The organism is Pseudorhodobacter sp. W20_MBD10_FR17, assembly GCF_052119765.1.
Lineage (GTDB): Bacteria > Pseudomonadota > Alphaproteobacteria > Rhodobacterales > Rhodobacteraceae > Pseudorhodobacter.
In genome coordinates, this window is the sequence record NZ_JBGQOQ010000017.1 from 17,657 (window position 1) to 42,153 (window position 24,497).

Annotated in this window: 17 protein-coding genes and 1 riboswitch; of the genes, 8 read left to right on the plus strand and 9 right to left on the minus strand. The window is 60.0% G+C overall.

Features of this window, described 5'->3' with window-relative positions:
• The first annotated feature begins 68 nt into the window (after positions 1 to 68).
• Genes ACEN2J_RS12420 through ACEN2J_RS12430 form a run of 3 tightly spaced genes read left to right on the plus strand, consistent with a single transcriptional unit; the run spans position 69 to position 8,775 of the window.
• Positions 69 to 1,520, plus strand: coding sequence for a hypothetical protein (locus tag ACEN2J_RS12420; RefSeq protein ID WP_442106244.1), 1,452 nt, complete (start codon positions 69 to 71; stop codon positions 1,518 to 1,520).
• Positions 1,517 to 5,599: a GMC family oxidoreductase N-terminal domain-containing protein gene (locus tag ACEN2J_RS12425; RefSeq protein WP_442106245.1), complete on the plus strand. Its 4,083-nt coding sequence runs from the start codon at positions 1,517 to 1,519 to the stop codon at positions 5,597 to 5,599. The genes ACEN2J_RS12420 and ACEN2J_RS12425 overlap by 4 nt, the downstream gene beginning before the upstream one ends.
• Positions 5,599 to 8,775: an ATP-binding protein gene (locus ACEN2J_RS12430; protein ID WP_442106247.1), complete on the plus strand. Its 3,177-nt coding sequence runs from the start codon at positions 5,599 to 5,601 to the stop codon at positions 8,773 to 8,775. The genes ACEN2J_RS12425 and ACEN2J_RS12430 overlap by 1 nt, the downstream gene beginning before the upstream one ends.
• 28 nt (positions 8,776 to 8,803) lie before the next feature.
• Here ACEN2J_RS12430 and ACEN2J_RS12435 read toward each other — a convergent pair whose 3' ends face one another.
• The 9 genes from ACEN2J_RS12435 to cobO all read right to left on the minus strand — a co-directional run bounded on the left by ACEN2J_RS12435 (position 8,804) and on the right by cobO (position 17,554).
• On the minus strand, positions 8,804 to 10,084 hold the full coding sequence (locus tag ACEN2J_RS12435) for an amidohydrolase family protein (protein ID WP_442106249.1): 1,281 nt from the start codon (positions 10,082 to 10,084) through the stop codon (positions 8,804 to 8,806).
• Positions 10,084 to 11,031, minus strand: a complete 948-nt coding sequence (locus ACEN2J_RS12440; protein ID WP_442106251.1) for an ABC transporter permease — start codon at positions 11,029 to 11,031, stop codon at positions 10,084 to 10,086. The genes ACEN2J_RS12435 and ACEN2J_RS12440 overlap by 1 nt, the downstream gene beginning before the upstream one ends.
• The gene (locus ACEN2J_RS12445; RefSeq protein WP_442106252.1) at positions 11,028 to 12,077 is read right to left on the minus strand and encodes an ABC transporter permease; all 1,050 of its coding nucleotides are present in this window, start codon (positions 12,075 to 12,077) and stop codon (positions 11,028 to 11,030) included. The genes ACEN2J_RS12440 and ACEN2J_RS12445 overlap by 4 nt, the downstream gene beginning before the upstream one ends.
• Positions 12,067 to 13,602, minus strand: coding sequence for an ABC transporter ATP-binding protein (locus ACEN2J_RS12450; protein ID WP_442106331.1), 1,536 nt, complete (start codon positions 13,600 to 13,602; stop codon positions 12,067 to 12,069). Before ACEN2J_RS12450 ends, ACEN2J_RS12445 begins: the two co-directional genes overlap by 11 nt.
• Entirely contained in the window at positions 13,602 to 14,612 is a 1,011-nt protein-coding gene (locus tag ACEN2J_RS12455; protein ID WP_442106254.1) for a BMP family protein, read from the minus strand. Before ACEN2J_RS12455 ends, ACEN2J_RS12450 begins: the two co-directional genes overlap by 1 nt.
• A gap of 154 nt (positions 14,613 to 14,766) precedes the next feature.
• Positions 14,767 to 16,230, minus strand: a complete 1,464-nt coding sequence (locus ACEN2J_RS12460; RefSeq protein ID WP_442106255.1) for a cobyric acid synthase — start codon at positions 16,228 to 16,230, stop codon at positions 14,767 to 14,769.
• Positions 16,231 to 16,234: 4 nt separating this feature from the next.
• Complete coding sequence (locus ACEN2J_RS12465; protein WP_442106256.1) at positions 16,235 to 16,573, minus strand: Lin0512 family protein; 339 nt, start codon at positions 16,571 to 16,573, stop codon at positions 16,235 to 16,237.
• Positions 16,574 to 16,897: a Lin0512 family protein gene (locus ACEN2J_RS12470; RefSeq protein WP_442106333.1), complete on the minus strand. Its 324-nt coding sequence runs from the start codon at positions 16,895 to 16,897 to the stop codon at positions 16,574 to 16,576.
• Positions 16,898 to 16,909: 12 nt separating this feature from the next.
• Complete coding sequence (gene cobO / locus ACEN2J_RS12475; protein WP_442106257.1) at positions 16,910 to 17,554, minus strand: cob(I)yrinic acid a,c-diamide adenosyltransferase; 645 nt, start codon at positions 17,552 to 17,554, stop codon at positions 16,910 to 16,912.
• Between the two features lie 126 nt (positions 17,555 to 17,680).
• Positions 17,681 to 17,887: riboswitch (cobalamin riboswitch) on the plus strand.
• A gap of 84 nt (positions 17,888 to 17,971) precedes the next feature.
• Here cobO and ACEN2J_RS12480 point away from each other — a divergent pair.
• The 5 genes from ACEN2J_RS12480 to ACEN2J_RS12500 are packed head-to-tail and all read left to right on the plus strand — an operon-like array spanning position 17,972 to position 24,497.
• The gene (locus ACEN2J_RS12480) at positions 17,972 to 18,382 is read left to right on the plus strand and encodes a DUF1636 family protein (RefSeq protein WP_442106259.1); all 411 of its coding nucleotides are present in this window, start codon (positions 17,972 to 17,974) and stop codon (positions 18,380 to 18,382) included.
• Positions 18,375 to 19,409 carry a cobalamin biosynthesis protein CobW gene (gene cobW / locus ACEN2J_RS12485; protein ID WP_442106260.1) on the plus strand — a complete coding sequence of 345 codons (1,035 nt, stop codon included), beginning with the start codon at positions 18,375 to 18,377 and terminating at the stop codon, positions 19,407 to 19,409. The genes ACEN2J_RS12480 and cobW overlap by 8 nt, the downstream gene beginning before the upstream one ends.
• A gap of 3 nt (positions 19,410 to 19,412) precedes the next feature.
• Positions 19,413 to 22,667 (plus strand): cobaltochelatase subunit CobN, encoded by a 3,255-nt coding sequence (cobN, locus tag ACEN2J_RS12490; protein ID WP_442106261.1) that lies wholly within the window; start codon positions 19,413 to 19,415, stop codon positions 22,665 to 22,667.
• Positions 22,664 to 23,878 (plus strand): precorrin-3B synthase, encoded by a 1,215-nt coding sequence (gene cobG / locus ACEN2J_RS12495; protein WP_442106262.1) that lies wholly within the window; start codon positions 22,664 to 22,666, stop codon positions 23,876 to 23,878. The genes cobN and cobG overlap by 4 nt, the downstream gene beginning before the upstream one ends.
• Entirely contained in the window at positions 23,868 to 24,497 is a 630-nt protein-coding gene (locus ACEN2J_RS12500; RefSeq protein ID WP_442106263.1) for a precorrin-8X methylmutase, read from the plus strand. Before cobG ends, ACEN2J_RS12500 begins: the two co-directional genes overlap by 11 nt.

Genomic DNA, 24,497 nt, shown 5'->3' on the forward strand with positions numbered 1-24,497 from the left:
TTGTTATGCAAGCTCTGCAAAGACTTAACGGCTTGCATGATACTGTAACGGGTTTCCTAGGGGGGGATATGGGCCGTATTCGCTATGTCGTGGTTTCGGATATGCATGCCGGGGCGGTTTTATCACTGGCAACGGCGGTTGACCGCTTTGGCACCCCAAGCGACCCTGCGATTCCAAGCCCGACTGCGGCAGCCTTTGGGGCGGCGGTGCGGGCCTTGCTGGGGCGGCAACCTGCCCCCGCAGGGCGCCCCGAGATTATTCTTTTAGGCGATATCATGGACTTGGCATTTTGCAATCGCGATGGGGCGGCGCAAAGCTATGTGGGTTGGCTGCGGGGGCTGGTTAGCGACCAAGCCGCGCTCTTTGCCGATGATATGATTTTACTGCCTGGCAACCATGATCATTCCTTATGGACAGCGGCGCGCATGGCGGCCGAGGCGGCCTCGGTTGCGGCGGGCGGGCCGGCGCAATTGCCCCTGTGTACGCCAGCCCTTGCAGGTGCAGCACTGCCCGCAGTGATGGTGACGGCCCTGAACCACAGGGCATCCGTGACCGGACAAGTACAGATCCGCTATCCCAATTTCGCCGTAAATGACGCAGACACAGGACGCTGTGTGGTCTTTCACCACGGCCATTTCATTGAAGGCACCTACCGCGCGATGAGCATGGCGCATGACATGCTGACCGGCCTGCCACGGACGCATTTAACCGTTGCAGAACTGGCCGATGAAAACGCGAATTGGATAGATTTCGGCTGGTCCTCATTCGGCCAAGCCTCGGATTTAAGCCGTGATTTGGTCACCCTGTATTCCGGCCTTTCGTTCAGTTCTGAGGCGCATCATTTGCGCCAACGCATAGCCCGCAGCATTGCCCAAAGCATAGGGCCAAAACTGCCAATGGCCGGACAAAACAATATGAAAGCGGCCCTGCGCCATGGGGTCTTGGCCGCACTTGACGTCAGCTTTGGCAAGTTTTCCGATGAAGAGCGGGCGTCGATTGCGCAGGTGATGTCCGACAGCGGCGTCACTGGACTGATGTCCTATATTGACGGGCCGGTGTGCGGGCAGTTGCAGGACGAACTGGGGCATATCCCGCCCGAGGTGACGTTTATCTTTGGCCACACGCATAAGCCGTTTATTGACACCGTGGTCCCTGCCAACGGGCCGGTTTTGCAGGTCTGCAACACGGGTGGCTGGTATTTGGACAGCCCGCGCCTAAATGGCCGCGAGGGGGTGTCGCTGGTGTTGGTGGATGATGCGCTGAATGTGGTGTCGGTGCGGTGCTTTGCCACCCCGATCAATGGCGCGCCTTGCCCTGTCGAAGTGCGACTTGCATCCCATCACACGACCGATGGCGCGGCTTTTGCGGCTGAGATTGAAGGTTTTGTAGCGGCAGATGCCGCGATCTGGGCCGACCTCGCACAGGTAGCCGCAGATGAATATGAAATCCGGCGCAACCTGATCCTATCGTTTTTGGGGCGTTCCGACCACGCCGCGCATGAACACGGAGGTGTGCTATGACCCGCATCCAGCTTTCCAAACCACTGACGGCCGCCAAATCCGGCTATGAGGTGGTTGTCATCGGTTCAGGCTATGGCGCGTCAATTGCGGCCTCGCGGCTGGCACGCGCGGGGCGCGCGGTGGCGGTTTTAGAGCGCGGGCGTGAGATACGGCCCGGCGATTTTCCACGGTCGATGCTAGAGATTGCGGGCGATGCGCAGGTGCAAGTCGCAGGCACAGGCCAGCGGTTGGGGCGGGCTGACGGCTTGCTCGACTTTCACCTGAATGAGGATCTGAGCGTGCTGGTCGGCTGCGGGTTGGGCGGCACCTCGTTGATCAACGCCAATGTAGCACTAGAAAGCGACCCAAGGCTGATCGACTATCACCAATGGCCCGCCGTTTACCGCGATAGGCCCGGCCTGCTGGCCCCATATTATGACCGCGCGCGCAAGGCGCTGGGGTCAACCCCCTACCCCGAAACCGCGCCCGACTTGCCAAAACTGGCGGCGCTAAAGCAATCGGCGGCGGCTTTGGGCAAACCCTTTTACCGCCCGCCGATCAATGTGACGTTTAAGGATGGCAAAAACGCCTTTGGCTTTGACCAAAACGCCTGCAATCTGTGTGGCGATTGCTGCACGGGCTGCAATTACGGCGCCAAAAACACGACCCTGATGAACTACCTTCCCGATGCCCGCGCGCATGGGGCGCAGATTTTTACGGGCGCCGAGGTGCGGCATCTGGAGAAAACAGCCGCCGGCTGGAACGTCCATGTGCAGCCTATGGGCGGCGGCGAGGCGCGGGTGCTTGCGGCGGACCTGGTGGTTTTGGGCGCAGGCACGCTGGGGTCTACCGAGATTTTGCTCCGCAGTCGGGCCAAGGGCTTGGGGCTGTCGCAAAAGCTGGGCACGCGGTTTTCGGGCAATGGCGATGTGCTGGCCTTTGGCTATAACGCCAACCTGAACGGCGATACCGATGCGGCAGCCACCCGCCCCTTGCTGCGCGGCATTGGCGCGGGCAGCAACGCGCCCGACAAGCCCGAGTATCAGCCCGGCCCCTGCATCACGGGCATCATCGACTACCGCAGCCCTGACGCCCCCGTGACCGAAGGTATGGTGATTGAAGAAGGCGTGATGCCCGGCGGCCTTGCCATGGGGTTTTCGGCAATGTTCTTTTTGAATGAGGCTATTACCGGCGAACCTTTCCGCTTTGGCGATACGATTTTGCGCCTGAATGATGCCGCCGCAGTTGGCGGTGCGATCACCAACGATCCGGGGTCCTTGGGCAAATTCGCCTATGATGGGCCGGTCGCGCGCACGCAAACCTATCTGGTGATGAGCCATGACAGCTCGGACGGCGAAATCGCGTTGCAGCATGATGCGGCGGTGGTGCGCTGGCCGGGCGTGGGCAAAGACCCGTCGATTTTGCGCGACAATGATATCCTTGCAGCGGCGTCCGATGCGATTTGGGCCGATTTTCAGCCCAACCCGCTGTGGCAAACCGAAATGGGGCGCAAGCTGGTGTCGGTACATCCTATCGGTGGCTGCGTTATGGCCGACAGCGCCGAGACGGGCGTGGTGAACGGCCATTGCCAAGTGTTTGACGGCCAAGGCGGCATCCATGCGGGCCTTTATGTCTGCGACGGCGCGGTCATTCCCGGCGCGCTGGGGGTAAATCCGTTGCTGACGATTTCCGCCGTGGCCGAGTTTGCGGTTGAGGAACTGGCAAAGGCGCGCGGTTGGGTGGTGGATTATACGGGGCAAAGACCCCTGCCCGCCGAATGTTTTGTGTCTGATCCGGTCGTGCCGCCCCCCGGCCCCACCATTGGCGACCAGTTGCAAGACGTGATCGACGCGATGAAGGCCAGTAAGGCGTTGATTGATGCAGGTAATTATGACGCCGCCCGCACGATCTTTAAGGCAGCCTATGAGGCGGTGACGGCAGATGTCGACAGCCCGCTTGCGCCGTCTTGGGGGGTGTTGCGGCTGATGCTGACCGACAATTTGATGCAGTCGCTGGCCGAGGTGTTTGGCGAGTTTTTGCCGCTGTTAGAGGCGGTTGATGCCAAGCTGGACGCCAAGGATTTTGCCGGTGCCTTGGCGGTGGTTGAGGATGCCGTCGGAGATTTCACCCCCGGCCTGCGCTTTGATGAAAGGATGGCGGGGGCGATTGCCGCCACCGGCCCGCAGTTTGGCCACCCTATTTCTGACCCGTACCGCATTGCCCAACGGCGCGGCGCATTGGCGGGGCCGCAGGCGGCGATTGTCGGGCATTTCACGGTCTCGGCCAGCAGTATCGAGGCGCTGTTGCAAGACCCCAACCACCAAGCCGCGCTAACCGGCACGGTCGATTGCCCTGCTTTGGGTGGGCGGTTGGTGCTGGACACAGGCGCCACCTTCGATTTGCTGCGCGCGAATGAGGGCGAGGTGGAATGTTGGAATATGGTCTATTGCGGTAGGCTGAAAACCGGTGGGCTGTTCAGTGAAAAGACGTGGTATTTCAAAGGTGTAAAAACCCTGAAGCGCCGCCCGGGGTCAAATTGGTGGACCGATCTGACCACGTTAAATGTTGATATATGGCAAGGCCCCGGTGACCAAGGCTTGCCTGCGTTCAAAGGGATTATGACCTTGGGGCTGCAGGATTTGGTGCAGCAGGCGACCACGATACAGACGCCAATGGCCCAAAATATCTGGGAAAGCGGGTTTGACATTATCGCCAAGCTCGTCGCCGCGCAGTGGCAAGGCGATCTGGCCAAGCGGCTGCAAGATCAGGAGCTGCGGGCCGAGATTTTGCGCGAAGGGTTGATGATTGCGGCACGGATGGGCCACGGCAAACTGCTGGCGATCGTGCAGCAAAATGAGGCGATGCGTTTTGGCGGCATGTTCGCGCGGCTGGTGTTTCGCTGCTATGGCGGGGTGACCGCCTATTTGAACAACTTTCCCGCGCAAGAGGATAAGACCGCGATCCACCGCGTCATGCGCCTGCCCACGCCTGAGGTCCACACGCCCATGGCCGGGGGTAAGGCGCTGGGGTTGACGCGGTATAAGGGCGGCACGCTGGGACCCGTTATCCTTGCGCCCGGATTTGGGGTGACGGCGGCGTCCTATACGCTGGACACCACCGATGAAAACCTGACCGAATTTTTGGTGGCGCGGGGCTATGACGTCTGGCTCTTCGACTATCGCGGCAGCCCTGCACTGAATGCCTCGCGCGAACCGTTTAGCATTGACGACTTGGCGCATGAGGATTGGCCTGCGGCGGTTAAAATGGTGCGCGACAAAACGGGTGCGGCGGATGTGCAAATCATCGCGCATTGCTTTGCCTCGACCTCTGTTTTGATGGCCCTGCTTGCGGGGCTAAAGGGTGTGCGCTCGGTCATTTCCAGCCAGACCAGCCTGCACCCGATCACCAGTTGGTTCAACTATGCCAAGGCCGATACGCATTTGGCCAGCCTGTTGGCGCATGGGGTACCAAAGTCGATGCTGGGGGTGCTGGGCCAAATGGGGCTGCCGCCCGCCATAACGGATATGTTGGAACACGGGCTGAAAACCATCAATATGACCTCGGTCTGCGACCCTACAGCACCCAACTATACGGCGGCCAAGGCCTTGGACGCGATGCTGTGGCATGTGCCGTTTCCGGGTGAGACCCCGTGCTATAACCCCGTCTGCCACCGCGTTTTTGGTGTTTTTGGTGCGTCCTATGCGCATGATCAGTTGAATGAGGCAACCCATAACGCATTGGGGCGCGTGTTCGGCGAGATTTCAACCGAACCGTTCTTGCAACTGGCCCAAATCTTGCGCTATGGCCGTGTGGTGGATGCAGGGGGCGGCAACACTTACATGGATAAACCCGAGAACATTGATATCCCGATAGATTTTTTGGCTGGCGGTCAAAACCGGATCTTTCTACCAGAAACCACGCTGCGCACCCTGCGCTGGTTACGCGCAACCCATAAAGCCGCGCCTGACGCAATGTTCACGCGGCGCGTGTTTGAAGACTATGCCCATATGGACATGTTTATCGGCAAGCACGCACATCAAGATGTGTTCCCGTACTTGCTTGACCGGCTTTCAGCCCGCGGCCAAGGAAATCTTGCCTGATGCGGGACATGGCGCCACCAGGCGGCGAGCGGCGTTGGACCGCTGTGTTGATGGCCGATATGGCAGGTTCAACGGCGATCACCGAACAGATTGGCACCGAAAAGGCCTATCAACTGCTGACGCGGCTGATTGCCATGGCCGTTCGCGTGGTCGAGGATGAGGGCGGCACGGCCCTAACCTTTGGCGGTGACAGTCTGCTTGCGTCCTTTGGTGCCCCTGTTGCAGTCGAGGATGCATCGTTGCGGGCCTGCCGCGCGGCACTTGCCTTTCAATCTGCCGTTGCCGATGAAACCGACGCAATCGAGCAGCGCTACGGGATACGCCCGACGTTCCGGATTGGCATAAGCGGCGGCATGGTGGTGGTCGGCCGCATGGGGCCTAATGCGGGCATGGACCTGAACATTATGGGCCAACCCGTAAACGCCGCCGCAAGGCTGCAAGAGCTGGCCGAACCGGGCCAGATCGTTTTATCCGAGGCGGTGTTCGAACAAGTTGCCGGAGAGGTTGAGTTTACCAACCTTGGGCCGCAAACGCTTAGGGGCATTGCCGGAAAATCGCCTGTTTTTGCGCTGCACAGAACGCTGGACTCCGCGCAGCGGTTTGCAGGGCGGATCAGGCGCGGCTTGGTAGATATGGTTGGACGCCGCAACCAACTCAGAACATTGCACCGCGCGATTGAAGCCAAAGCCATCGGGTGGAATTTGACCGTAATCAAAGGCCCCCCCGGCATCGGAAAATCACGCCTTCTGCACGATCTGCGGTTTTCGCTGCAAGGCGACCGGCAGGTTTTTCAGGGCCAGTGCCGCGCAGGATCGCAAGCGCCATACCAGCCGTTTGCCGATATCATTATCGCCGCAAGCCAAGTTGATCCCGCCGAAGGGCAAAGCGCCGTCTTGGCGGGGCTGCAACAGGTGCTAGGCCAAAGTATTGACCTTGAACCGTTGCGCCATGTTCTATTGCCCGGCAAAGATGTTGACGCTCCGGCGACAGCCACACGTCAGGCCCAAGCACTGCGTGAAACCCTAAAGCAGGCTTTAGCCCGGCTCTATGCAACCTTGCCCTGCCTGTTGGTCATAGAAGATGTGCATTGGATCGACGGGTCCAGCCGCAGCCTGATTAACGAACTGCTGCAAACTGGCGATCAAATCGTCACCACGGCTTGCCCAATTTTACTGTCTAGTCGGCCAGAGGGGGTGCAAAACTGGGCGCAGCTTAGCAAAGCCAAAACGCTGCGGTTGGACAGCCTCACCCAGACCGAGACACGGTCATTGGCGTCGCGCCGGTTGCGCAACGCAAAGCTGTCACCTGCGCTGGTGCAAAAACTATTCGATAAATCAGAGGGTAATCCTTTGTTTATCGAAGAAATATTGCGTTACCTTGGCTCTACGGATGCATTGAAAGACAGCCCAGATGGCCTGACCATATTAGACAGCGCAGGCACCGACCTTGCCAGTGGCAACCTACAGCACCTTGTGATGACCGGCGTCGATGCCCTACCCGCGCCGATGCGCCAAACGCTACGCTATGCGGCAGTTCAGGGCCGCCAGTTCAGCCAAGATGTGTTGAAAGCCGTTCAACAAGGGCAAGATATATCGCACCATCTGGCAGAAGCCGCAGATCGCGGTTTGATTGAGGTCGCACCCGGCGGGAATAGGGAAAGATGGCGGTTTCGCCATGCGCTGCTGCAAGATGCAATTTACAGCAGCCTGCTGGAAGACAACCGCGGCCCGATGCACCTGATGATTGGTACCGCTATTGAAAGCCTGAACGGGGGGCAGCTTGATGAAGTGTCGGAAACACTGGCCTTTCACTTTCAAACCGCACAAATCCCTGAACGTGCGGCCCCTTACCTTATCCAATCCGCCCGCAAGGCCTTGCACGTCTATGATCTGAACGAAGTAGATCGCCTTTTGGTGTTGGTGCGCGACATGCTGGATGCCAAACCCGATCTGATTGAGCAGCCTAAAATAGACCAAATGGTCATGGTCTGGATGGAAGCCATGAGCCTGAAAGGTGATTTCACCCGCGCCATTGAGGTGGGCCGCGAATTTTTGCCCAAGCTTCAGGCCGGCGGCACGGCACGCGCGATTGAAATTACCGTCTCACATTATGCTACGGCTTTGGCCCATGCCCGCGACTATCCACAAGCGATCGAACTGTCGCTGAACGGCATTCAACAGGCCCATATGCGCGGCGATAAAATGTCGGCCGCGTGGCTGCATTTGCCATTGCTGCGCGCCTATGAAGAAACCAACGCGATTTCCTATGAAGCCTATGTGCAATTGTCGAATGACACCTTGCGTATCGCCGAAAGCCTTGGCGATACGCGCCTGAAAATGCAGATCATTTATTTACAGGCGGCGCAGTTCCGATCCAACGGGAAAATGAATGCGGCGCGCGAACGCAGCCTTGCCCTGCGCGATTTCGCGACTGCTGAAAACGACAAGCGCGGCCAAGGCTTTGCGGCTTGGTCCTTAACCCTTTTGCATCAAGTCGCCGAAGAGCACGAAACCGCCGTGCACATGGCCGAGGAGGCGATGCCGCTTTCCCTGGCAGGCACGGCAGATACGCATGTGCTAAAATCACTTTGGGCGGCAAATATTGTGCTAGGCAGCAGCCCCCAAAAAGCACGGGCGACACTGGATGAAGTGTTGGACCTGTCCCGAAAATACAGCGACTACAATATCATTCAAGGCGCTGAGCTGATCGACGCTATCTATCATTTGCGACTTGGCATGGTGAAAACTGGCTGGGGTCGGTTGTGCGATGTGCTTGAACGCACCCGTGCGGGCGGGAATATAGTGTTCAGCCGCTACTTTCATTTGGTACGCGCAGAAATACTGTTAAAAGTCGCAGGCTTAATGAAAGAGCCGCCGCCCTCGCCCGATTTACCTGACCGCCGGGTACAGCCTGCACCAAAGCTGGGGTTAAAAGACATCGCCACAGTAATCCTCATGCGGTTCAAGGCGCGTAAGTTGGCGGCGGCAGACCTGGCCTATTTCCGTGCAAATTTCCAAGGCGATGGCACAGGCCTCATCGAGGCGCGTGCCCTGACCTGCGAGGCGCTTTTGACAAAAGACCGCAGTTTGCGGGCCGACACCCTGCGCCGTGCCGCAAAGCTGGCGCAAGATGAAGGGATGCAAATCTTGCAAAGCCGGATTGAGGCGCAGCTTTAGCCGTATCTTGCGGTTAGGCCCTGCCCGTTTAAGCCATGCCCGTCGGGTGACGGCGGTTCATCGTCGCAGGCCGCCCCGGCAAAGAAAGCTGTGCATCATTGCGCGCGCGCTCGGCCACCAGTTTACCCTTTGACACCACCGCCAGCCGATCTGGCCGCAAGCGCAGCGCCTCAACCGGACCGCCGGCATCCAGCACCACAAGGCTGGCCTGTGCGCCGACCCGCAGCCCGTAATCGGGCAGGTTCATAATGCCCGCATTTTGCGTGGTCACCATATCAAAACAGCGCGCCATATCCGCAGGTGAGGTCATCTGCGCCACATGAAGCCCCATGAACGCAACATCCAGCATATCAGCGGTGCCAAGGCTGTACCACGGGTCCAAAACGCAATCTTGGCCCCAACCCACGGTGATGCCATGCGCTTGCATTTCCTTTACCCGCGTCAGGCCACGGCGTTTGGGGAATGTATCGTGCCGCCCTTGCAGGGTGATGTTTATCAACGGGTTGGGAATAGCACACATGCCACTTTCTGCGATCAGAGGCAGCAGTTTTGACACATAATAATTATCCATCGAATGCATTGATGTCAGGTGACTGCCCGCAGCCCTGCCACCCAACCCCAGCCGTTGCACTTCATAGGCCAGCACTTCCACATGGCGCGACAGCGGGTCGTCGGTTTCATCGCAATGCAAATCCAGCATCAAACCACGGTCTGCCGCGATCTGCGCAAGGTCGGTGACGGACGCCGCCCCCTCGGCCATTGTCCGTTCAAAATGCGGAATGCCGCCCACTACATCGACGCCCATATCCAACGCGCGGATCAGGTTTTCGCGGCCGGTTTTGGTGCGGTACAGCCCGTCTTGCGGAAAGGCCACCAGTTGTAAATCAAGGTACGGTGCCACGCGGCGCTTGACCTCCAGCATCGCCTCGACGCCGCGCAGATGGTCGGGCGTGGTATCAACATGGCTGCGAATGGCCAACAGACCCATCGACACCGCCCAATCGCAATACTCAATGGCGCGGGTGATCATTTCATCTACGCTGGCAATATCGCGCAGCTCGCCCCACAGGTTTATCCCCTCCAGCAGCGTGCCCGAGGCGTTCAGCCGCGGCGTGCCATAGGACAACGTGGCATCCATATGAAAATGCGGGTCAACAAAGGGCGGGCACACCAAATCACCCGTTGCATCAATGGTTTGCGCAGCCGCATCAGGCAGGTTCCCCATCGCCGCAATACGGTCACCAGTTATGCCAATATCGGCGCGGGTGCCATCAGGCAGCGTGCCGCCTTTGATAAGCAGATCGAACATCAACGTTCCCCTTTGTTAAATGGCACCATCAGTGCGGCAGGCACTTGGGCGCGACGTGACATCACGATCAGCGCAAGGATAGATAGGAAATACGGCGCCATCAGGAACACTTGGTACGGCACGGCTTGACCGATGGGTGTTTGCTGCAAGCGGATCTGCAGAGCGTCAAAGCCCGCGAAGAGCAGCGCGCCCAGCATCGCCTTGCCCGGCCGCCATGCGCCGAAAACCACGAGTGCGATACAGATCCAGCCGCGCCCGTTCACCATTTCAAAGAAAAAACTGGAGAACGCAGACAGCGTCAGGAATGACCCACCAACCGCCATCAGCCCCGACCCCACAATCACCGCCCCCATCCGCAGGCCCGTGACCGAAAGCCCTTGGGCCGCAACCGCATTCGGGCTTTCGCCCGCTGCCCGAATGGCAAGGCCAAGCGGCGTGCGGTAAAGGATAAGCGCCGTCAGCGCCACCACGCCAAAGGCAGCATAGGTAAGTGCGGTTTGTGCAAATAGCGCGGGGCCCAGCAATGGAATATCAACAAGATAGGGAATTTCCAAAGCCTGAAAAGGTTCGATTTTTGGTGGGCTTGTCACCTCGGGCAAGATCAGCCGATAGGCGAAATAGCTGGTCGAAGTGGCCAAAAGAGTGACGCCAAGCCCAACCACATGTTGGCTTAATCCAAAAGGCACGGTCAGCGTGGCATGCAGCAGGCCAAACAGCATCCCCGCCAGCATTGCCACACAAACCCCGCCCCACAGGCCCATGCCCAGATACACCGCCATCCAACCCGAAAACGCGCCGATGACCATGATCCCCTCAATCCCAAGGTTCAGCACGCCTGCGCGTTCGCAAATCAACTCTCCCATCGTGGCAAAGATCAGCGGCGAGGCGATACGCACAGCGGCTGCCCAAAAGCTGGCGGTCAGCAAAATGTCAAACAGCGCGCTCATCCTCGCACCACGCGAAACTTGGTCAGGCCGATCGCCAGCACCATCAACAGCAGCGCGGTGGCGAGCAGCATATCTGCGATATAGGTCGGCACCTGTGCTGCGCGGCTCATACTATCGGCGCCCACAAAAATACCTGCGACAAAAATGGCTGAAATAACAACGCCTAACGGGTGGAGCAGCGCCAGCATCGCAACGATAATCCCCGTATAGCCAAACCCCGGCGACAGATCGAGGCTCAGATGCCCCTTCAGCCCCGCCACCTCGGAAAAGCCCGCCAATGCGGCCAACCCGCCCGACAAAAGCGCAGTTTTCACCAACACACGGTTCACCGGAATGCCCGCAAACCGCGCCGCCTGCGGGTTCAGGCCAACGGCCCGCATCTCATACCCCAACGTGGTGCGGGTTTGCACAAACCAGATGAGCCCCGAAGAAATCAGTGCCAAACCAAACCCCCAATGCAGGCGCAGACCCGCCACGATCCGCGGCAAACGCAGGTCTTTGTCCAGCGGGGCCGATTTGGGCCAGCCCATGCCCATCGGGTCCTTCATCGGGCCTTCCAGCAGGTAAGACACCAGTAACAGCATGATAAAGTTCAATAAAAGCGTGGTGACAACCTCATCCACGCCAAATCGGGTTTTCAGCACGACAGGCCCCAGCAAGATCACCGCCCCTGCCACCATCGCCCCCAAAGCGATAATCGGCAAAGCAGCCCCGCCCATGCCTGAAAGCGCCGAGGTGCCAAGGATCACCGTCACAATCGCGCCGCCGTAAAGCTGCGCCTCGGCCCCGATGTTCCACAACTTTGCCCGAAAGGCGACAGCAATCGCAAGGCCGGTAAAGATAAGCGGGGTCGCACGGTTCAGCGTTTCCAACAGCGCGAATTTCGACCCTGCTGCGCCTTTGATAATCAGACCCAAAGTCAGCAGCGGATTGGCCCCCGCAACGGCCGCCAAACCCGATGCAATCAGCACCGTCGCGCAAATCGCCAATGCTGTAAAGCCAAGGCTGCGCGCAACGCTGGGGTTGGCAATCGGTTCAAGCCGCATGTGAAAACCCTTGCCCTGCCATCCACAGCCCTAATTCGGCTGCCGAAAGCTGGCCGCGCTTGAACTCGGGTGATAGTCTCCACTCAGAAACCACGTGGATTACGTCCGACAAGCCCATGATTTCATCCAAATCTTCTGATATCAGCAAGACAGCGGCACCGGCATCGCGTGCCGCCAACAGCCGCCCGTGAACATAGGTGATCGCACCGATATCCAGCCCGCGTACCGGTTGATTGGCCAGCACGATCTTGGGCTCCAGCTCTAACACCCGCCCCAAAATCAGCTTTTGCATGTTACCGCCCGAAAGCTGGCGGATCGGACCCGAGGGGCCGGGACAGCGCACGTCATAAGTATCAATCAGCTTGCGGGTATGGTCCTCGGCGGCGCGCCAGTTCATCAGGCCATTTCGGCTGAACGGGGCCTGTGCATAGGTTTCCAGAATAGCGTTCTCGGTCAGTGAAAAATCGGCGATCGTGCCGGTTTTATGCCGGTCTTCGGGGATGCGGGCGATCCCCGCTGCAACGGCCGCGCGGGGAGACCAACCAGCGGTGCTATTGGCCATTTCCAGCACACCACTTTCGGGCGTTACAAGCCCTGAAATCAGGTCAGACAGGGCCGATTGGCCATTGCCCGACACGCCAGCAAGGCCCGTAATCTGCCCCGCCCGCAGCGCCAGTGACACAGATTTCAGGCCGGGGGCCGCGCCAATGTTGCGGGTGGTTACGTCACGCAGGGTTAATAGCGCCGGGCCGGGCATGGCGGGCGAAACTTGTGGCGGCGTGACCTCGGTCCCCACCATCATTTCAGCCAGCGCGTGGCGGTCGGTATCATGGGTAGCCACCTCGCCGACCAAGCGCCCATGCCGCAGCACCAAAACGCGCGAAGATAAGGCCGTAACCTCATGTAATTTGTGCGAAATAAAGATCACTGACAGGCCGGTTTTCACCGCCCGCCGCAGGGTCTCAAACAACGCCTCGCTTTCTTGCGGGGTCAGCACGGCTGTCGGCTCATCCAAAATCAAAATTCTGGCGTCACGGTACAGTGCCTTAAGAATTTCAACCCGCTGCCGCTCGCCCACCGTCAGGCTGCCGACCAATGCGTCGGGGTCAACCTTTAGGCCAAAATCATCCATAAGCTGGGTCAGCTTGGCCCGCGCCGCCGCACCTTTCAGGCCAAATCGCCACAGCGGCACTGTACCAAGCTGAATGTTTTCCAGCACAGTCAGGTTATCGGCCAACGTGAAATGCTGATGCACCATGCCCAAACCCGCCGCCAGAGCCGCGCGCGGATTGCCAGGGGGCAAGGGTTTTCCGAACAGTTCAACCGTGCCTTCATCAGCCGTATATTGGCCAAACAAGATGTTCATCAACGTGGTCTTACCCGCGCCGTTTTCACCCAGCAACGCGATAACTTCACCCCGCCGCAAGACCATTGATATAGCGTCATTCGCGGTTAATGCGCCGAAACGTTTCGTGATTTGGTCAAGGCGCAGAACAATGTCCTGCGCCCCAGAAGCTTTTGTTATCACGACGATTTTGGCTCTTCATCGTTTACCTCAACCGTAAAGGCACCCGATTTGATCGCGGCCTCTTTCTCGGCCACAAGTGCCAGTGCGGCCTCAGGCACCTTGCCTTCAAAGGTACCCAAAGGTGCCAGCGAACAACCGCCCTCTTTCATCAAGGAATAGGTGCCGAAATTGGCGGCTGTAAAGTTGCCAGCTTGCACGGCGGCGACAGCTGCGTTGAAGGTCGGCTCAAAATGCCACAGCGCCGAGGCGACTACAGTTTCGGGGTAATCGGCCTGCGTATCGATCACATTGCCAATTGCCAGCACGCCCTTTTCCATCGCCGCATCCGACACGCCAAAGCGTTCAGCATAAAGCATATCCGCGCCATTTTCGATCATCGCAAAGGCGGTTTCTTTGGCCTTGGGCGGGTCAAACCACGAGCCGATAAAGCTGATCTGAAACGTGATCTCGGGATTGGATTCTTTGGCACCGGCCATAAAGGCGTGCATCAGGCGGTTCACCTCGGGGATCGGAAAACCGCCAACCATGCCGATATTGCCCTTGGTCATCGCACCCGCAATGATACCCGACAGATAGCTGGCGTCTTGGATATAATTGTCGAACACCGCAAGGTTTGGCAGCGCGTCATCGGGCATAAAGCTTGACCCCATCAGAAACGCCACATCGGGGTATTCGGCGGCCACTTCGCGGGCCTCTTGCTCGACGCCGAAAATCTCACCTACGATCAGCTGCACGCCGCTTTCGGCGTATTCGCGCATGACGCGCGGGTAGTCGGTGTTTGAGGTGTTTTCGGAGTAGGTATAGTCAATCTGCCCCGCCGCTTTGGCCGCCTCGGCCGCGACATGGATGCGGCTGACCCATTGCTGTTCAACCGGCACGGTATAGATGCCCGCAACCTTGATCGGGGTTTGCGCGCGGCCAAGGCGTGGCAGCAGGCCCGCGCCAAGTGCAGCCCCTGCCCCCATAAGAAGGCTACGGCGTGACGTCGAATACATCATCTTGTGCATGTCTTATCCTATCCCTGTTTGTTTTTCATGTTTGACCAGATGGTAAAGCGAGAATGCGATTCGCCACAAGCAAGCACGTTAACTTTTGTTTTAGCAGCCAGCCCTCGGCATTTTCGCATAAAATGAGGGCGGTTCCTATTTTAGTGCGTCATTTTTAAGCGCCCGCGGGTGACTGCTTAGCCAAGGCAAGCAGCCCCGTAACATCGATGTTCTGCTCCAGATGCGCGGCCAAGGCATCCAGAGTCTGTTCAACCGCCGCGCCATAAGACATGGTCGACGCCGCCGCCCCACGCGCCGCCAGAAACGCCGTGCGAAAGCTGTCATCGGCAAAGAGGCCGTGCAGATAGCTGCCCATGATGCGACCATCGTTTGAGACCGCGCCTTCGGGCGTGCCATTCACGGTTGCAAATGGCCGCGCCCGTGCAGGCCCTTCGCTGCGGCCGATGTGAATCTCATACCCTGAAATCGGGCAACCTGTTTCCACATGGGTGGCGGAAATGCGGGTCAGGGTTTTATCGGGGCTCATTACGGTTTCGATGTCCAAAAGGCCAAGACCGGGCGTATCGCCTGCCGCGCCTTCGATGCCGTGCGGGTCGCGCACCCATGCGCCAAGCATCTGATACCCACCACAAATTCCCAGCACAGCCCCACCGCGCCGGACATGCGCCGCGATATCGACATCCCAACCTTGAGCGAGCAGATAGGCCAAATCGCCACGCGTAGATTTAGAGCCGGGGATGATAATCAGATCGATATCGCCCGGCACCACCTCACCCGCGCGGATCATGCGCAGGCTGACACCCGGTTCCTGCGCCAGCGGGTCAAGATCGTCGAAATTGGCGATGCGCGACAAGGCAAGGCAGGCGATTTTATAGCCGCCCGTGCCACCGCCGCGCGGCAGGTCCAGCGCATCCTCGGCAGGCAAGCGCGCGGCATCGGCAAAGAACGGCACCACGCCGAAACCGAGCCAAGTGGTGCGATCGGCGATCAAGCGGTAGCCGTCATCAAACAGCGACACATCCCCGCGAAACTTGTTGATCAAAAACCCCGCGATCAGGGCATTATCGGCGGGATCGAGCACCGCTTGGGTGCCGATCATCTGCGCGATCACGCCGCCACGATCAATATCACCGACCAGAACCACCGGCACCTTTGCGGCGGCGGCAAAGCCCATATTGGCAATATCACCGGCCCGCAGGTTCACCTCGGCAGGGCTGCCCGCCCCTTCGACAATCACCAGATCACACTGCGATTTCAGGCGGTTAAAGCTTTCCAGAACCGGCGCCATCAAGCTGGGTTTTAGCGCCGAATATTCGCGCGCCTTGACCGTGGCCACGCGGCGGCCCTGCACGATGACCTGCGAGCCCACCTCGGATTCCGGTTTCAACAACACGGGGTTCATATCGACCATCGGTTCCACCCCGCAGGCCATGGCTTGCAAAGCCTGTGCGCGGCCAATCTCACCTCCATCGGCGGTGACGGCGGCATTGTTCGACATATTTTGCGGCTTGAAGGGGCGCACAGAAAGGCCCCGCAGCTTGGCCGCACGGCATAAGCCCGCCACCAGCAGCGACTTGCCGACGTTAGAGCCCGCCCCTTGGATCATCAGCGCGCGCATTTGCTTAGCCTTGCTTGGGCAAAAAGGCCTCGACCGCCGCCGTGGCGATGACCAGCACATTGCCGTTATCGGGATTGGTGATGTTCAACCCGCCATGCGTGGCCGTCACGCTGGCCTTACCGCGCGGCAGGTTTTGGGCCAGCGCGGCACAATCCACAGCATCAGGGTTTTGCACGCCGATGGTCACGCGGACCTCCATGTCATCATGCGCGATGCCCATGGCCTCGAACATCGGGATAGAGGAATGGCGGATCGCGTCTTCAATCGCGCGGGCGGCGGCCTTGGTGTAATCTTGACCGTATTGGTCGTTGCCCATGCCCATTTCAATGATAAAGCGCTGCATCTAAACCTCGAATGAAACAGAAATGGCGGCGTTGGCGATGACAGTAGGCAAGCCCCCATCACCGCGCGGCACATCCAGCCCGCCTTTGACGACCGACACGGTGACCTGCCCGTACGGGAACACGACCGAGAGCGCACTCGCGTCCACGCGGTCAGGCTGCTGGACACCAATTTCCAGATCGATCAACATATCCGATTTATCACGGCCAAACAGCTCGGCCAGATTGATTGAATTGTGCCAAAGCGCATCTTTGACCGCCCGCACAGCGGCCTCGGTATAGTCCTGACGGCGCAGGGATGTGCCCATCCCCATCTCGGTAAGCATGCGTTTTTTCACTTAATACTCCACACCTTTTTGCGCCTTGATGCCGGACCGGAACGGATGCTTGATCAGCGTCATTTCGGTGACCAGATCAGCCAGTTCGATCAGTTCCTCTTTCGCATTGCGGCCTGTCAAAACCACATGGGTCATCAGCGGTTTGTGATCGCGCAAAAAGGCCACGACCTCGGCAATATCCAGATAATCATAGCGTAGGGCGATGTTGATCTCATCCAGCAAGACAAACTGAATTTCAGGGTCGAGGATCAGTTCTTTGGCCTTGGCCCAACCGGCTTGGGCGGCGGCAACGTCACGCTCACGGTCTTGGGTTTCCCAGGTAAAGCCTTCGCCCATCGCATAAAACTGGCAGAGGTCTGAGAAATTCGCCTCGATCAACCGCCGTTCGCCGGTATCCCACGCGCCTTTGATAAACTGCACCACGGCGCAGGGCATTTCATGCGCGATGCAGCGCAAGATCATCCCGAAACCGGACGAGGATTTGCCCTTGCCCGCGCCAGTGTGGACGATGACAAGCCCCTTATCACCTTCTTTAGTCGCCATAATCTTATCCCGCGCGGCCTTTTTCTTAGCCATTTTACTGGCGTGGCGGGCGTTATCGACGGGCGGCTTTTCGCCTTTGGTATCGGGTACGGTATCGGTCATGGGTGCGGGTCCTTTTCAGTCGGCTTGGCGTATCATTGGCACCAGTCAGCCCCTACTACAACCCAAAGCCGCCCAGCCGCACCGCTGCTTGCGGCACAGTGACGCTTGACTCCGCCCTGCGACTTACGCCAAACGTGCCGTGCTGGTGCCCGATCTGATCGGGTGAAAAGGGAATGTGCCAAGGCGATCCGCCCCAAACACAGCCGCCCCCGCGACCGTGACCGGAGAGGTCGCCCAATGCCACTGGCCGAAAGGTGCGGGAAGGCGGGGCAACCGACAGGCTAACCCCTGACATCCGCAAGCCGGGAGACCTGCCAGCAGAATGACAAGACGTTTCCGGGCGGGGTGCCCCGGTGTCGGGCAACTGAAAGCGCCCGCCATTTACCCCGGTCCCTGTTGCCAAAAAGGACCGATGAGATGCCAGACCTAACAGCCGCGCCGACAGATGTAGACTTGCTGATCTGCACCACCTGCAAATCCAGCGATCCGCTGGCCACGATGGATGATGAAAACCGCCCCGGCGCACAGCTTTATGCCGCCCTGATGGCAGGTGAGATTCCCGCAGGCGTAAACGTGCATGCGGTTGAATGCCTGTCCAATTGCACGCGCGGCTGCACGGTTGCGCTGCGCGGTGGTGACCGCTGGACCTATGTATATGGCAATTTGAACCCCGAAACCGATGTCGAAACCCTGCGCGATGGCGCTGCCCGTTATCAAGCCGCCGCAGATGGGCTAGTCCCGTGGCGCGAAAGATCGCAACACTTTCGCAAGAATTGCATCGCGCGCATTCCCCCTCTTACCCTGACGAAAGAAATCCCCAATGTCTGATCTAGCTAAAATCCCCGTCACCGTGATCACCGGTTTCCTTGGCTCGGGCAAAACCACGCTGATCCGGCATTTGATGATGAACCCGCAAGGCAAACGGCTGGCGGTTTTGGTCAATGAATTTGGCACCGTGGGCGTGGATGGTGACATCCTGAAATCTTGCGCCGATGATAACTGCCCCGTTGAAAATATTGTCGAGCTGGCGAATGGCTGCATCTGCTGCACCGTGGCCGATGATTTCATCCCGACGATTGAGGCGCTGATGGCGCTGCCGCAACGCCCCGACCATGTTTTGATTGAGACTTCGGGTTTGGCATTGCCTAAACCGCTGCTTAAGGCGTTTGATTGGCCTGCGATCCGCTCTAAAATCACCGTTGACGGCGTGATCGCGCTGGCCGATGCCGAGGCTGTGGCCGCTGGCCGTTTTGCCCCCGATGTTGCCGCCGTCGATGCCCAGCGCGCCGCTGATGACAGCATTGACCATGAAACGCCACTGTCCGAGGTGTTTGAGGATCAGATTTCCTGCGCCGACATCATCCTGCTGTCCAAGGCCGACTTGGCCGGTGAGGCCGGTCTTGCTGCCGCACGTGCCGTGATTGCAGCGGAAACCCCGCGCGAGGTGCCGATGATCGCAATGACCGATGGCATCATCGACCCGCGCGTTATCCTTGGCCTGAATTCCGCCGCCGAAGATGATATCGACGCCCGCCCCAGCCACCATGATGGCCATGATGACCACGAGCATGACGATTTCGAATCTGTCGTGATCGACCTGCCCGAAGTGGCCGACCCCGACGCACTGCAAGCCGCGATTATACGCCTTGCACGTGAGCAGCACATCCTGCGCGTCAAAGGCTATGTCGCCGTGACGGGCAAGCCGATGCGGATGCTGGTGCAGGCCGTGGGTGAACGTATCCGAGCGCAGTATGACCGGCCTTGGGGCGACATGCCGCGCCAAACGCGGCTGGTGGTGATTGCCGAGCATGACCATATCGATGAGGCCGCCATTCGCGCCGTTCTGGTGGGCTAACCCATGCATGTCGTCTTTCGCGAAAGCCACGGGCTAGAGGAAACGGACGCACCGTTTGACGTGGGGCAAAGCCCTGCCGATCTGGTGGTGTTGTCGTTTTCCGACAGTGACTTGGGCGCTTTCGCGGCAGGCTGGCACAGAGCCAATAGTGGTGCAAACGCGGAGGGGCAGAGCAAGCTGCCCCCGACACGTTTGGCCAATCTGGTGGCGCTGCGGCACCCCCTTTCCGTTGATACTTATGTCGAAAACACCCTATCCGGCGCCAAAGGCATTCTGATCCGCCTGATCGGTGGCGAGAGCTATTGGCCTTACGGGTTGGCTCAGGTCCAAGACCTCTGCCGCCGCCGTAACATTGCGCTGGCGATTGTGCCTGCTGATGGTCGCCCAGATGCACGGCTGGACGATCTTTCTACCCTGCCTGTATCCACCCTGCGCCGCCTATCTGCGCTGTGTGAGGCAGGCGGTGCGGTGGCGGCCCAAGCCGCATTGGCACAGTTGGCGCTGGCGGCAGGGCTTTATGCGGGGCCGGTGGCGGGCGACAAATCCATGCCGGAATGCGGCTGGTATGACCCTGATTTGGGCGTGGTGGCGGGGCCTATTGGCGATGGCCCCACCGTCGCCGTTACCTTTTACCGCAGCTATCTGACCTCGGCCGATACCAGCCCTGTGGATGCGTTGATCACCCGTCTGCGTGCTGCGGGTTTCAATGCAATCGGCCTGTTCGCCAATTCGCTGAAAGCACCCGTTTCAGCCGAATGGGTGCGCCAATCGCTGACCACCCTAGCGCCTGTTGCCGTGATCAACGCCACCGCCTTTTCAGCCAAGGGTGCCGATGGCACCTCGCCGCTGGATGCGCCCGGTTGTCCGGTGTTTCAGGTTGGCCTATCAACCGCGCGCCGCCGCGAATGGGCGGGCGCCGACCGTGGTCTGTCGCCCGCCGATCTGGCGATGCATGTGGTCTTACCCGAGGTGGACGGCCGCATTTTCACCGGCGCGGTCAGCTTTAAGGCCCCCACCCCACGCGACCCTGATCTGCAATATTCCCGCTTTACCCACCGTGCCGATCCAGCGCTGATTGAAGCCGTGGTAAATAAGGTGGCCGCATGGCACCGGCTGGCGCAAACACCCGCCCCAGCCCGCCGTCTGGCGCTGGTGCTGTCCACCTATCCGGGCAAAACCTATCAGCTTGCCCATGCTGTTGGCCTTGATGCACTTGCCTCAACCGAGGCGATTTTGGCCAGCCTTCAGGCTGCTGGCTATGCTGCAACCACGGGCGACCAACTTGGTTTGGACCTGACGCATAAAACCCTGTCTTGGCCGGTTGCCGATTATAAAGCCGCCCTGCAATCGTTACCCCAAGCCTTGCAAGATGATCTGGCCGCCGCATGGGGCGCCCCGGACGCGGACCCCACCGTCAGCGATAATGCCTTTCAATTCAAGGCTGTCCAACGCGAACACACCCTGATCGCGTTGCAACCCGAACGCGGCGAGGCGGCAACCCGCGATGACGATTACCACGATTTGTCGCGCACCCCGCGCCATGCCTATGTGGCGTTTTATCTGTGGCTGCGTGCCCAAGGCCTGCACGCGCTAGTACATGTCGGCGCGCATGGCACTCTGGAATGGTTGCCGGGAAAATCGGTGGCGCTGTCGGCGCAGTGCTGGCCTCAGGCGCTGACTGGCGCGCTGCCCGTGATCTATCCGTTCATCGTGAATGACCCGGGTGAGGCAGCACAGGCCAAACGCCGCATCGGTGCGGTGACGCTGGGCCATATGCCGCCACCAATGGCGCAATCGGAAACGCCTGCGGGGATGGTCCGGCTGGAACGTCTGCTGGATGAATATTCCACCGCCGATGGGCTGGACCCCGCCCGCCGCAACCGCCTGATCGCCGATGTCCGCGCCGAGGCGCAGGCTGCAGGGGTTGAGGCGGATTTGGGCCTTACCCCCGATGCCTCGCCCGCCGAGGCGATCACGCGGATTGACCGGTTTGTCTGCGATATTAAAGAAAGTCAGTACGGCGAAGGTCTGCACATCTTTGGCCCGAACGGCGAGATGGTCGGGCTGCTAACCGCGCTGTCGGGCCGCCGTGTGGCCCCCGGCCCGTCTGGGTCGCCCTACCGTGGCCGCACAGATGTTTTGCCAACGGGCCGCAACCTGTTCTCGGTTGACCCACGCGCCGTGCCCAGCCGTTCGGCCCATGCCCAAGGCGTGAAACTGGCCGAGGAATTGCTGCGCCGTCATTTGCAGGATCAAGGCGATTGGCCACGCGGGCTGGTGATCGACCTTTGGGGCTCGGCCTCGATGCGCACCAGTGGTGAAGAATTCGCGATGGCGATGCATTTGGCAGGCGTGGCCCCACGCTGGGATGACGGGTCGGAACGCGTATCGGGATATGAGATCACGCCGCTGGCGCTGCTGCGCCGCCCGCGCATTGACGTGACCTTGCGGGTGTCGGGCCTGTTTCGCGATATTTTCCCCGGCCTTGCGCAGATGTTTGAAGCCGCCGCCGAAGCGCTTTCGCAACGTGATGAGGCTCCCGAGGATAACCCCTACACCCAGCGCACCCCCCGCGTTTTCGGCCCCAAACCGGGGCTTTACGGCATGGGCATGACCGACGCGCTGGAGGATTTTTCCGATGCAGGCCGTGCGGCCGCAGGTGAGGCGTGGCTGAAAGGCTCCGAATGGGCGATTGATGCGACAGGCACCGCCCGCCACGCCCGTGCGGCGCTTGAGGCCCGCGTTTTGGCCGCTGACGGTTTTGCGCATGTGCAGGATCTGGCGGAAACCGATGTGTTGGTGGCATCAGATTACGCCGCGCACGAAGGCGGGTTTGCAGCCGCCGTGGCAGCCCTTGGCGGCCAAGCGCCCGCCCTGTATCACATTGATGCCACCCGTACCGATACCCCGCGCGCCCGCACTTTGGCCGAGGAAATCGCCCGCGTTATCCGCGCCCGTGCCGCCAACCCCAACTGGGCCAGTTCGATGATGAACCATGGTTTCCGCGGTGCGGCCGAGGTGGCGGCCACGCTTGACCACCTTGCGTCCTTTGCGCACCTCACCCGCGCCGTGCCGCCGCATTTGTTCGATTTGTACCATGAGGCGACTTTGGGCCGTGAAGATTTGGTGGCCTTTATGGAGCATGAAAACCCCGCTGCACTGGCCGCGATGCAGGCCAAATTTACCGCGCTGCGTGACGCAGGTCTGTGGCTGACGCGCCGCAACTCTATCGCCGCCACGTTGGAGGCACAGCCTTGATTTTGCCTGTTATGCAAACCCTAACCACGCATGGCCCAATCATTCAGGGCTGGTGCCCCGGTGCGTTGCGTCCGATGATGTCGGGTGACGGGCTTGTGGTGCGGGTGCGCCCGCGTGGTGGCAAGTTGACGGCGGCACAGGCGGCGGGCATTGCCGCGCTAGCGGCACAGTATGGCAACGGATTGTTGGATTTGTCCAACCGCGCCAATCTGCAAATTCGGGGTGTAACGCCCGCCAGCCACCCTGCCCTGATCGACGGGCTGCGCGTGCTCGGCTGTCTTGATGCCAGCGCCGAAGTCGAAGCCCGCCGCAACATCATGGTCTCTCCGTTTTGGGCTAAGGACGACACGCAAGCGATCGCGCAGGCCTTGGAAGCCGCCCTTGCCGCGCCAGATGCGCCGCAGCTGCCCGGAAAGTTCGGCTTTTCCATCGACCTTACCCCCGAGAACCTGCTTGCCAGTGCCCCCGCCGATATTCGTATTGAGGCTGGTGAAAACGGGATACTCATTCGCGCCGAGGGTTTTTCCACCGGTGCGCTGGCGACCTCGGCCAAAGAAGCCGCAGAGCATGCGCATGCGCTGGCCCATTGGTTCACCCAAACTGGGCATATCCAAAACGGGCGCGGACGGATGGCAACTGTTTTCGCCGGTCTGTCGCCCAAAGATCGCCACAGCCGCCTGCCCGCAGCCTTTCAAGCGCAGCCTGCGCGGCCAGCCAGCCCGCAGCCACCCCAAGTAGGGCCCTGCGCAAATGGCATGCTTTTGGGTTTTGCGTTTGGGCAAATGCAGGCGGAAACGCTCGCTGGCCTTGCGAAACTTGGCGACTTGCGGTTGACGCCGTGGCGCATGATTTTAATCGGGGGCTTGGCAGTGCCACCCGCCCTGCCCGATTTGATCACCCGCCCCGATGACCCTATGCTGCGCGTGGTCGCTTGCACCGGTGCGCCCGGTTGCCCGCAGGCGTTGGGGGAAACCCGCGTCTTGGCCACAGCTTTGGCCCCGCATGTGCCGGTGGGTAAAACCCTGCATGTTTCGGGCTGTGCCAAAGGATGCGCGCACCCGGCCGCCGCCGACTTTACGCTTGTTGCCACCGCCGCAGGCTTTGCCCCGTTGCACAATGTGCCCGCAGCCGCTAGGCCCCGCACCACCCATTCCGTCGCCGATCTGACTGCAAACCCCGACCTTTTGTTCGAGAGCCCCAATGCCACATAGTTATGAGACCAACGGCGCCGCCATCTACCTGCAATCCTTTGCGATGATCCGCGCCGAGGCTGACTTGGCCCGTTTCACCCCCGAGGAAGAGATTGTCGCTGTGCGGATGATCCACGCGGCGGGCATGGTTGGGTTGGAACACTACATCCAGTTTTCGCAAGGGATGGCGATTGCCGCGCGGGCCGCATTAGAAGACGGCGCACCGATCCTGTGCGATGCGCATATGGTATCCGAAGGCATTACCCGCAAACGCCTGCCGCGCGAAAATGAGGTGATTTGCACCCTGCGTGACCCTGCTGTGGCGGGCTTGGCGGCGGACATGGGGAATACCCGATCTGCGGCGGCGTTAGAGCTGTGGCGCCCCAAACTGGCGGGCGCTGTGGTGGCCATTGGTAACGCGCCCACCGCCCTGTTTCATCTGCTGAACATGCTAGAAGACCCAAGCTGCCCCCGCCCTGCCGCGATTATCGGCTGCCCTGTTGGGTTCGTTGGCGCGGCCGAAAGCAAAGAGGCGCTGATCACGGCACCGCCCGTGCCATCTTTGGTGGTATCGGGGCGGCTTGGCGGGTCGGCCATCACCGTGGCGGCGGTCAATGCCCTCGCCAGCCGAAAGGAATAA